This window comes from Candidatus Competibacter denitrificans Run_A_D11 (assembly GCF_001051235.1).
Taxonomy (GTDB): Bacteria; Pseudomonadota; Gammaproteobacteria; order Competibacterales; family Competibacteraceae; genus Competibacter_A; species Competibacter_A denitrificans.
In genome coordinates, this window is sequence record NZ_CBTJ020000032.1 from 53757 (window position 1) to 64045 (window position 10289).

Here is a 10289-nt window from a genome sequence, read left to right on the forward strand (position 1 = left end):
ATTTTAGTGTTCAAGGTGATGGAAGTTAAAATGCGGGGATCTTCCCGCCAATAAGCATAACGGTATTATCACAAAACCGTAACCAATTCGCCATTTTTCGGCAGGCTCTCGAAGTAACATTACACACACTAAGCCAGCAAAACGGCAATGCCAAGAACAGGCGCCACGCTTATTGAGTCAATGCCATGTCTTGATTCGAGATCCGGCGACCGCTACGGTAAATGCGGTCGCTCCAGATACTGATGGGACTGCATTTCCTGCAAGCGGCTGACGGTACGCTGAAATTCGAATTTTAGCTTCTCGCCCTGATACAACTCCAGGATCGGCGCGGCGGCGGAGAGAACCAGCTTGACGCCACGGTCATAAAATTCGTCCACCAAATTCACGAAACGCCGGGCCTGGTTCTCCATCTGCCAATCAAGCACCGGCACATTGGAAATGAGGACGGTGTGAAAGCAGCGAGCAATTTCAATGTAATCTGCCGTTCCGCGCGGCCCATCGCAAATCGCCCGAAAACTGAACCAGATGATCCCGTCAGCCTCGCGTAAGGTCGGAATGAAACGGCCTTCAATTTCCAGATCCCCTCCGCGATGGCCGGGTTCGGGTGCAATATGATCGAAAACCTCGTTTAAGATCTGTTCGGCTCGCTCGTCCAGGGGATAGTGATAAATTTCGGCTTTTTCCAGATAACGCAGCCGATAATCAACACCGCCGTCCACATTCAGTACATCGAGATGCTGTTTGAGCAATGCGATGGCCGGAAGAAAACGGGCGCGCTGCAAGCCATCTTTGTAAAGACCATCCGGCTCAATATTCGAGGTTGTAATTAAGGTGACGCCATTGGCGAAAAGTTCTCTGAGTAACCCGTCTAACAGCATGGCATCGGTAATATCGGCAACGAAGAATTCGTCCAAGCAGATCACCCGGGCTATCTCCGCGAAGCGACGCGCGACAATCCGCAACGGATCTGGCTGATTTTTCAAGCTCTTCAATTCAGCGTGTATGGCTCGCATAAAACTGTGGAAGTGAATGCGCTGCTTGCGCTCCAAGGGCAAGGCATCGACAAAGGTATCCACCAAATAGGTTTTACCTCGACCGACACCGCCCCATAGATACAGCCCGCGAACCGCTGGCGCACTCTCTGTCACACCGGTATTTTCGCGGCGAGTCAACCGCCCAAACAAGCCGGTTTTCTGTGGAGTCGGCACTGCTTTTGAGGGTGTGGCCATCAGTTGATCGTAAATTCTTTGCAGATACTGAATCGCCCGCTCCTGGGCGGGGTCATGCTGAAAACCTTCCTGCTGCAAATCCTGGCGATAGCGTTCGTATGGCATAACTCAGCTCAAAACATTGTTGTTTTAAATTGTTGTTCTAATCAGTCAACTCAAGCCGGCCACCCGTGCGAGCGACGCTGGGGCAGATAGTGCGGCCAATCGCGGGTAACGTCACCAAACACAAAAAAATCCGGGTTAACCAAGACCGGCCGGGCGTTGTAACGCAGCGGACGTAGCTGCATATCGGTCATGTAACCACCCGCTTGCTCAACGATCACCTGAGCCGCCGCCGTGTCCCATTCTCCAGTGGGACCAAAGCGCGGGTACAGATCGGCTTTCCCTTCAGCAACCAAGCAAGACTTTAAGGCACCACCCATACCAAAATGCCGGTGTGGACCCAGATGGCTGAGATAGTCTTGCAAGCGGCGGGTACGATAGGATTCCAGACTGCTGACCACCCGAACCGGATAGTGGCAAACCCGCGCCGCTTGAATCTGGCACGGCGGCTGACCGGCAGGCTGTTTATAAGCAGCATCTCCCAAACAGGCGTAATAGCAAATGCCGCTCACCGGTGGCAATACCACGCCAAGGACCGCTTCATGGCGATGAATCAAGGCAATATTGACCGAAAACTGGTCGTTGCGCTTGATGAATTCGCGGGTGCCATCCAGAGGGTCCACCAGCCACAGCCACTCCCAGCGGCTGCGTTCGGCGAAGCCGACATCGGGCGCTTCCTCGGACAACACCGGTATATCCGGGGTCAGCTCGGCAAGGCCGCGCAGAATACACTCGTTGGCGGCGAGATCTGCGGCAGTTACCGGACTTTGATCGGCTTTTTCCGTCACGCTGAACGACCCGGCGTACACTTCCAAAATACGGCGTCCGGCCTCCCGAGCGATAGCCTGCACCGGCTGGACCAGGGCGAATAAATCGACGTTGGCAACGTCGGGCATGGCACGGACATCCTCGCGGGTCGGAGTGTTGAGGGCAAACGATGTGCTGGGAACGTCAGCCTCTTGGCGTTTTCGCACAAACCGGTTCAAATGCGTCAAAACTCGCTGCGGCAACCATCAAAATTCTGCGTGAACCCGGTCTGTCTGCTTTAATTTTACACGAGTTTGCTCGTGCAAACCGTTTACCATGACGCTAATAAAGATGAACCTACGGCTACCATGGCCGCAAATTGCCACCGTCCTGCTCGATATGGACGGGACCTTGCTGGATTTACGATTTGACAACCATTTCTGGCGAGAATTGGTCCCCGACCGCTACGCCAAGCTCCACGGTGTGTCCCTGGAGCGTGCCCGGTCCGAGGTCGCGGCCCATACCCAAGCCGTCGAGGGAACTCTCGCCTGGTATTGCCTAGATTACTGGACGCGAGAATTGAGGCTGGATATCGTCACGCTCAAGCATGAAATCGCTCATTTGATCGCCGTCCACCCCCATGTGCTGGATTTTCTAAACGCTTTGCGGGAGGCTGGCAAACGGGTGGTGCTAGTGACCAATGCCCACCCGAAAAGCTTGGCGCTGAAAATGGAAAAGACTCGCTTGGTGGGATATTTTGACCAGATAATCTGCGCACATACGCTGGGTCTGGTCAAGGAGCAAGCGGCATTTTGGCCCTGTTTGTGTGCAGCAGAACGGTTCGAACCGGCCAGGACTCTGTTGGTGGATGATCATCCGGGAATCTTGCGGGCCGCTCAAGCCTACGGGATTGCCTATCTCGTATCCGTCTTGCGGCCAGATTCGACCCAGATTTCCCGCACGCCCGGTGAATTTCCGGCCATCCACGATTTTTCCGACCTATTGCCCGTTGGTTGAGTACGGGCTGAGAGAGGCAAAAAAACGGTATGCGAGAACTGCAAGCCGGACAGAATCACCCTATCGAGCCTGATCGGGTCACAGTCGGCGTCAGTGGTGAACCCGAAGAGGCGTTCACCGCTCATTTGCAGGCAGGTCTCCTGCTGCTTGATCAGCATGGGCAGGTGGGCGGCTCAGGGGATGTGGTGTGCGCCGAGCAACCGCGCTCGTCCGATGGCTCCGCTGTTTTCGCCAAATCCCCCAGCGAATTCGAGCTGAACTTGTCGGCCGTACCGGCGACCGTGGTAAAAATGGCGCTGGTCCTGGCGGTTAAACCCGAGCTGCCCCCAGGTGTTACCTTGGGAATCTTTGCCGCGATTCGCGCCTGGCTAGCGGATGCGGCCGGACAGCCGCTGTCACTGTTTCCACTGCCGTTGCCTTGCCGGGGCGAGCGGGCGCTCATCTTGGCCGAGTTCTACCGTCACCGCGAACAATGGAAATTTCGGGCGGTGGGCCAAGGCTTTGCGGCAGGATTACCAGCACTCGCCGCCCACTTCGGGATGCGCCTTACCGATTTACCCTCCCCGCCCCCGGCGGCCAGTCCGTCGGACGGACGACGCCAAACCGGACCCGGCGATACCTTCACCGGGACTGGTTTCTGCATCCACCCCGATGGCTATATTCTTACCAACCATCATGTCATTGAAGATGCTCGGCAAATTCTCGCCCGCTCGCCCCGCCACCGCTGCGCCCTGGAATTGGTTTTTGCCGATCCGACCAATGATCTCGCACTGTTGCGGGCCGATACGCCACCGCCCGGCGTGGCAAAATTTCGTGATGGACCGCCAGCACGCTTGGGTGAAACGGTGGTCGTGGTCGGCTATCCACTGGGTGGCTTATTAGGCTCCGGCCCGCAGGTCACGACCGGCAACGTCAGCTCGCTGATCGGCCCTGGCGATGATACTCGTTCTTTGCAGTTCACAGCTCCAATCCAGGCCGGTAATAGCGGAAGTCCCTTGTTGGATAGCGATGGCACCGTAGTAGGCGTCGTCAGCGCCAAACTCAATGCCATTCGTATCCACGAAATAACCGGTGATGTGCCGCAAAACATCAATTTCGCCATCAAAGCGATGTTGGCGCGCGGTTTTTTGGAAGCGGCCGGCATTGATTACCACCATCGCGCACCCACAACCCTCCGTACAACCACGGATATTGCAGCGGAAGCTTGCGATTTTGTCCTCAAGATAGAATGCCAAGGCTAGTTGCATTGGTTTGGCTATACACTCAGGAGAGATTTGGTGAATACCGACCCGAACCTTGTTGATCTCTTCAAGCAATATTTCGAAGTGGTTCTTGCGGATACGCCAGAGAAATTGCAAGAATGCTATCGAATCCGCTATAAAGTCTATTGCGAAGAAGGATTAATTCCTGGGTTTGACGTAAAGAATTATCCAGAAGGTTTGGAGCAGGATGAATACGATGAGCGATCCGCACATTGTTTATTAATGCACAAACCCACCAAGCGCGTGGCCGGAACCGTTAGGATTGTGCTACCGATCCCCTCCGATCAGGGGGATATAAAATTCCCACTCGAAGCCCATGCCGGCAATTCATTCTATCAAAATAGTAGATTTGAAACACTGCCCCGGCGGCGTATTGGTGAGATCTCACGGCTTATTCTGGCCTCTGAATTTCGGGCAAGGCGGGGAGAAAATATACAACCGCACGGAATAGCCAAAGATTTTGAGTCTTCATTAGTAAGGGGTGAACGACGGCAAGCTGGTACTGCTCAGGACATCAATGAGCGCCGTAGCCATATTCCGCGACGCACCTTTCCTCATCCAATTCTTGGCTTATTCGTCGCCATCACCCGAATGAGTTTACAAAAGGATCTGGCGTATTGGTATGGTGGAATGGAACCGGTTTGTGCACGATTTCTTCGTACCTTTGGCATTCATTTTACTCCCATCAGCCCACTGGTTGATTATTTTGGCCCTTGCAGGAGCTATATCGGTTATATCTCAGAGATCATGGCCAATCTTTATCAGACGAACCGGCAGGTATGGGACTTATTGACTGATCGAGGTATGTTGCTCCCGGCTCCGAATTAATCGACTCATTTATTTCAGAAGTTTACTGAACTTAGCCTCTTCAATTAGGAGGAATGATTAAGATTTACTTACGCTGCCTGCTTGGCACCCTTTGGCTGTGTGTGGTCAGCCCGGGATTCGCGGAAGATACCCCTGTGGTTGTCGTTAATTCGATAACTTATCCTAATGCTTTCCTATCACAAAACGCCATCACGGCAATCTTCGGTATGCGCTTACGAAAATGGGAGGATGGCTCTCCCATCAAAGTATTCGTAATGCCTGATGGCAACCCGATACATATTGCATTTTCAAAATACGTTCTCCGAGTTTTTCCCTATCAATTACGCTCAGCCTGGAACCGCTTGGTTTTTTCCGGTACTGGCGAAGAACCTATGATCGTAGAATCCGAGGAGAAAATGCGTGAAGCGATCAGTTCTACGCCTGGGGCTATCGGTTATTTAAGCAGGTCGATGCTGAATGAATCCGTTAAAGCCATCTCTAATGATTAAAAAAAATGATATAGTCATTTTTACCCGAATCTTTTTTTCGTCTAACTATTTTAAGCATGGGCTATTTTATCTGATTGTCTTCTGGAATGTACCCAGTTCGATTCAAGCTATCGAACTGGCTGATACTCTTTCTCTGCACGGCTTTTTAACCCAGGGCTATTTTTTAACATCTGGTAATCGAATTTTCGGTGAAAGCGATGCTAACGGTAGCCTGGATTTTACAGAAGCTGGCCTGAATGTCTCTTGGAACCCGAACGCCGATCTCCGATTGGCCGGACAAGTATTATTCCGGCGCGCTGGGACCGGCCATGAGCATGATTTAGAACTCGACTTTGGCTTGCTCGACTATACTGTTTTCTCAACGCCTGATCATCTTTTAGGAACTCGTTTCGGACGCTTCAAAAATCCCCTAGGTCTATATAACGATACCCGTGATGTGTTATCTACCCGGCCAACCATTTTATTACCCCAGTCCATTTATTTGGAACGCACTCGAGACTTGGCTCTATCGGCGGACGGGGGTCTTCTTTATGGAGAACATCGCAGTGAAGCAGGTAATATCCTGCTGGAGATTGGCGCCGGAGTTCCACGCGGCAACAACTTGGATACAGAACTTGCTTATTTCGGTGCTGATTATCCAGGAGAAACAGAACCGAAACTTTCCTATATCGGGCGATTAAGCTATGAAAGAGAGGGTGGAAAATATCGTGCAGCGATTAGTTCTGTATGGTTAGATGTTCGATATCAGCCAAAATTTCCAGCGTCAGATGATGACTTGCCCCCTGTAAAAGACATCTTCATCCCTGTTATTTTTTCGATGCAATACAATGGTGATCCTTTCAGCATTACTGCTGAATACGCAACACGCAGAATTCAAAGGGCAAGTTTGGGTCATGCACTGGATTTGGATATAACAGGCTACAGCTATTATCTGCAAGCAGTTTATCAATTCGATGAAAATTGGCAGTTTATTGCCCGCTATGATGCTTTGTATAACAATAGGGCAGATAAATATGGCAAAGGTTATCAAGCCATAACGAAACGTCCAGCATACACGCAATTTGCCACCGATTGGACCTTCGGAGTTCGTTATAGCTTAACCGCATCCTTTCTGATCGCCGCTGAATATCATTATATTAATGGTACGGCTTGGCTGCCCTATCAAGATAATCTTGATCCTAATGATGTAGAAAAACACTGGCAAATTTTTTCAATTGCGACAAGTTTTCGCTTTTAATTATTCTCTAAAATCCGTGGAACTAAATGACTCAATAACATTGATCAAATGAGCTTATTGATACGAAACCTCATCCTAAGCCTTGGCAATTGATTACCAAAATCAGACTTTAGACGTTACATCAGTTAGCATATTGAGCCAATCATGATGATTTCAGTCAGCCCAACAGCAGCAACACGCTTTATACGGCGGTGCGCTTCAATCGCGCGTCGCCTAGCAATTTTTGGTAAGTTGATTACCGCTGGCCTGAATTAATTTAATATAAGCACGTTAACGCTCTATCTGGTGAGTTGAAATGCTATCCCCTACTCCAGTCGCCGACGGTACTGAAATCATCGTCGCAGCGGCACACTTGCCGTTATCAGTCCAGTTCGAGGCCATCGAATTGCGCGTGCTCGCCGGCCCGGATGCAGGTCAGGAAATCAGTCTTGGCCTGCCCTCTGTTCGTATCGGCACCGCTTCCGATAACGACCTTTTACTGACTGATCGCGCGATCTCGCGCCGACATGCCGAAATTCGCATGACCCCGGACGGGTTACTATTACGGGATTTAGGTTCTACTAATGGCACATTTATCAACGATGTGCGCATCACAGAAGCCTATATTCCGGAACATGCCGAGTGTCGGCTGGGGTACACGCGACTGTCCATCCGCCAGCACACCGAGGAGCGCAAAGTCGCTGTACCGCGCCAAGACCATCTGGGCGAATTGGTCGGCGCCAGCGAACGGATGCGAGAATTGTATGGCCTTATCCGAGCGGTCGCCCCGACGCCGACCACAGTCCATCTGCATGGTGAGTCTGGAGCCGGCAAGGAATCGGTTGCCCGCACTCTGCACGGGCTTTCCAGCCGACGTGGGCCACTGGTGGTCTTTGACGCTTCCGTGACCGATCCGGAAATGGTGCGTAACGATCTGTTCGGCCACATCAAGGGCGCATTTACCGGCGCCACCGGTTCTCGGGAAGGCGCTTTTCGTCAAGCTAACAATGGCACACTGTTCATTGACGAGATTGGCGAATTGCCGCTGGATTTACAACCGCGCTTGCTACGGGTATTGGAAACCCGAGAGGTGATTCCAATCGGCTCTGATAAACCCTTACGGGTGGATGTTCGGGTCATTACTGCGACCCATCGCGACTTGGAAAGCATGGTCAAGGATGGGACTTTCCGCGCCGACTTGTTCTATCGGCTCTCTGTCGTTCCCATCGAACTGCCGGCGCTGCGAGAGATCGCGGAGGATATCCCGCTGATCGCCCACCACCTGTGCGAGCGGCTGCAACTTAACTCCCGGATTTCCGATACCGCAATGGCCGCTTTGCAGAATTATGCCTGGCCAGGCAATGTGCGCGAATTGCGCAACGTGTTGGAGCGGGCAGCAGTGATGTGTGGCGAGCGGGAAATTCAACCTGATGATTTACGGCTCCCCAAAGAATTAGCCCCTTCTAAGGGTAACGCTCCTGCCGCTACGCCCTTGGCGATACCGCCCACTATTCCCGTTGCATCCACACCCAAACCGAGTGCCGCTGCCGCCCGCGCTCAACTGAAGGAAATCGAACGGCGGATGATCGTGGATGCTCTCGAACGCAATCAAAATAATAAGGCTGCTGTCGCGCGAGAGCTTGGAATCCCGTTGTCAACTCTAAAACGCCGTCTCAAAGAATATCAAATCGGTGAAGAAGATTAATTTCAGCCCCAAGCCTATTTTCAGGATGGAGCTGGCAACCTTGCCAAATTCAGCAATTCGGCGATAGGTTGTGGACTGACCACGAACACCTGAAATGGACTGCGCTCCAGATAAGCAGCGGTGAAGCTCACCGAGATCGCGGAAGCGTAAATCAGCATGGCGACCAGTTGTGAGCGCCAATTATCGAGATGGACTAAGGCTACGCTCAACAGGGTCAGCGTTCCCAGGCAGGCGACAGCGAACCATTTCAGCGGGTCACCACGCCGCTGGCTCAGCGCCAAGCGATGATAGCGCGCCGACTGTGCCTGTTCGAGATTTTGTGCCAAGGCAAACTGGGCACCTACCCCTAAGCGGGTTGCTAGCGACTCCCCTAGCGCGATATGACTCAAGCGACGTAAGAGTTCGCGCGCTTGCGGACTGCTTCGGCCTTGGGCCAGCAACGGCCACTCTTCGATGGCTGCCTCAACGTAGATCCGCACCGCCGTAACGAGCGGAGCACCCACTTCAGCGGGTAAGCTTTCAGCGACATCAAGGATACCGCGCAAGCCATCGGCTTCTTGCAAAATCATCGTCTGCGCCCGATCCCGGATACTCCAGATATCGTTGGCGAAAAATGCCATATATAAGCCGAATAGTAAGCCGATGATGGCCACCAACTGTGGCGAAATGTTGGTCAAGCGCTGCAACGAAGCGACGGTACGGGGAGAGTTGATCAGCCAGAAAATTAGGCCAACTGTGGCATAGGTAGCCACAATTCCAAGGATTAGCAAAGCGCTGTAATTAAATTCTTGAGCGAAGGTCATAGCTGAACATTAAGTTGTCGGAGTTATTCAGGCTCCCATTTTCGTAGAGGCATTTATACTAATTCATGAAAGCGCCTTATTATAGGCTTCTCTAGAAAATGCCAAGAAAAAATCGCCAAAGAAATTGTAAAGAATAGTGTCAATACCAAAAACTCTTCAGCGGTAAAAATTTTAGCTTTGCTAAAAATTAGAATAACCAGAAAATGCCACAAATAAATACCATAGCTTATTTCACCGAGATACCAGAATGGTGTAAAAATATATTTATTTAATTTTATTAATGAAACTGCCTTTATTGCTACGATAAGTACTGCAAAAAAAATAACTCCAGGCAGAGTTTTCCAGAAAATAACCATCCACCAAAATTCCCAATAGCTTGACCACTGCCAGTAAATATTAAAAGTTGGCCAAGCTACGACAGCACCTGTTGCTGTCCAGAACCAAGCACTTTGATAAATACTTGATATCGAATAAAATTGGCCATTTTTATCCAAAATCACACGGGCCAGGCATATTCCGAAGCCAAACCCATCAAGGCAACCGGGAAGCTGAGTTGAAGGGACAAAAATTACCTCAGCCGTACAGGCCATACCATGGCAAAGGAGAAAAAAAACCAAGGCCCGCCAAGCCCAGCTAATGGTTATGCAAGCTAATAATATAATTAAAGGGTGGAGTCTTACTAAATAGCGGATAGTCAGCAAAATCAACAAATAAAATTGCATCTCAACACCGATTGACCAGTTAGGCGCATTAAGAGCACGGTGAGTTTCTGCATCAAGGTTATGAATAAATAATAAGTGATAAACTATATTTTTTATCAGAACCCCACTGTTTAAAAAAGTAGGCCAAAGAAACACTAAAAAGATAAAGCCAGTTAAAAAATATAGAGGTG

Annotated in this window: 10 protein-coding genes; 6 read left to right on the forward strand and 4 right to left on the reverse strand. The window is 50.9% G+C overall.

Features of this window, described 5'->3' with window-relative positions; translation table 11 throughout:
• Window positions 1–212 precede the first annotated feature (212 nt).
• Together zapE and cysQ are read right to left on the reverse strand one after the other, a co-directional pair.
• Window positions 213–1334: a cell division protein ZapE gene (gene zapE / locus BN873_RS06855; protein ID WP_048672094.1), complete on the reverse strand. Its 1122-nt coding sequence runs from the start codon at window positions 1332–1334 to the stop codon at window positions 213–215.
• A 50-nt stretch (window positions 1335–1384) separates the two neighbouring features.
• Entirely contained in the window at window positions 1385–2305 is a 921-nt protein-coding gene (gene cysQ / locus BN873_RS06860) for a 3'(2'),5'-bisphosphate nucleotidase CysQ (protein ID WP_242434387.1), read from the reverse strand.
• 124 nt (window positions 2306–2429) lie between these two features.
• Between cysQ and yrfG the strand changes: the two genes are divergently transcribed.
• The 6 genes from yrfG to BN873_RS06890 all read left to right on the forward strand — a co-directional run bounded on the left by yrfG (window position 2430) and on the right by BN873_RS06890 (window position 8594).
• Complete coding sequence (yrfG, locus tag BN873_RS06865) at window positions 2430–3095, forward strand: GMP/IMP nucleotidase (RefSeq protein ID WP_102047002.1); 666 nt, start codon at window positions 2430–2432, stop codon at window positions 3093–3095.
• A 29-nt stretch (window positions 3096–3124) separates the two neighbouring features.
• Window positions 3125–4336, forward strand: a complete 1212-nt coding sequence (locus BN873_RS06870) for a trypsin-like peptidase domain-containing protein (protein WP_048672101.1) — start codon at window positions 3125–3127, stop codon at window positions 4334–4336.
• A 36-nt stretch (window positions 4337–4372) separates the two neighbouring features.
• Window positions 4373–5185, forward strand: a complete 813-nt coding sequence (locus BN873_RS06875; RefSeq protein ID WP_048672104.1) for a PEP-CTERM/exosortase system-associated acyltransferase — start codon at window positions 4373–4375, stop codon at window positions 5183–5185.
• 53 nt (window positions 5186–5238) lie between these two features.
• Window positions 5239–5673: a substrate-binding domain-containing protein gene (locus tag BN873_RS06880; RefSeq protein WP_053085259.1), complete on the forward strand. Its 435-nt coding sequence runs from the start codon at window positions 5239–5241 to the stop codon at window positions 5671–5673.
• On the forward strand, window positions 5642–6910 hold the full coding sequence (locus BN873_RS06885; protein WP_139031661.1) for a hypothetical protein: 1269 nt from the start codon (window positions 5642–5644) through the stop codon (window positions 6908–6910). The genes BN873_RS06880 and BN873_RS06885 overlap by 32 nt, the downstream gene beginning before the upstream one ends.
• A 295-nt stretch (window positions 6911–7205) precedes the next feature.
• A complete protein-coding gene (locus BN873_RS06890; protein ID WP_082161140.1) occupies window positions 7206–8594 on the forward strand; it encodes a sigma 54-interacting transcriptional regulator in 1389 nt (462 codons plus the stop codon).
• A 20-nt stretch (window positions 8595–8614) separates the two neighbouring features.
• Here the strand turns inward: BN873_RS06890 and BN873_RS06895 are convergent, their stop codons facing one another.
• Together BN873_RS06895 and BN873_RS20345 are read right to left on the reverse strand one after the other, a co-directional pair.
• The gene (locus tag BN873_RS06895; protein WP_048672110.1) at window positions 8615–9397 is read right to left on the reverse strand and encodes a bestrophin-like domain; all 783 of its coding nucleotides are present in this window, start codon (window positions 9395–9397) and stop codon (window positions 8615–8617) included.
• Window positions 9398–9450: 53 nt separating this feature from the next.
• Window positions 9451–10289, reverse strand: an 839-nt coding sequence (locus tag BN873_RS20345) for an acyltransferase family protein (RefSeq protein ID WP_171820427.1), incomplete at its 5' end; no start/stop codon positions are given.

Bases quoted from the DNA above. Each gene is read 5' to 3' on its own strand.
- zapE (WP_048672094.1), bottom strand. From the start codon at position 1,334: ATGCCATACGAACGCTATCGCCAGGATTTGCAGCAGGAAGGTTTTCAG.
- yrfG (WP_102047002.1), top strand. From the start codon at position 2,430: ATGAACCTACGGCTACCATGGCCGCAAATTGCCACCGTCCTGCTCGAT.
- BN873_RS06870 (WP_048672101.1), top strand. From the start codon at position 3,125: ATGCGAGAACTGCAAGCCGGACAGAATCACCCTATCGAGCCTGATCGG.
- BN873_RS06880 (WP_053085259.1), top strand. From the start codon at position 5,239: ATGATTAAGATTTACTTACGCTGCCTGCTTGGCACCCTTTGGCTGTGT.
- BN873_RS06885 (WP_139031661.1), top strand. From the start codon at position 5,642: ATGAATCCGTTAAAGCCATCTCTAATGATTAAAAAAAATGATATAGTC.
- BN873_RS06890 (WP_082161140.1), top strand. From the start codon at position 7,206: ATGCTATCCCCTACTCCAGTCGCCGACGGTACTGAAATCATCGTCGCA.
- BN873_RS06895 (WP_048672110.1), bottom strand. From the start codon at position 9,397: ATGACCTTCGCTCAAGAATTTAATTACAGCGCTTTGCTAATCCTTGGA.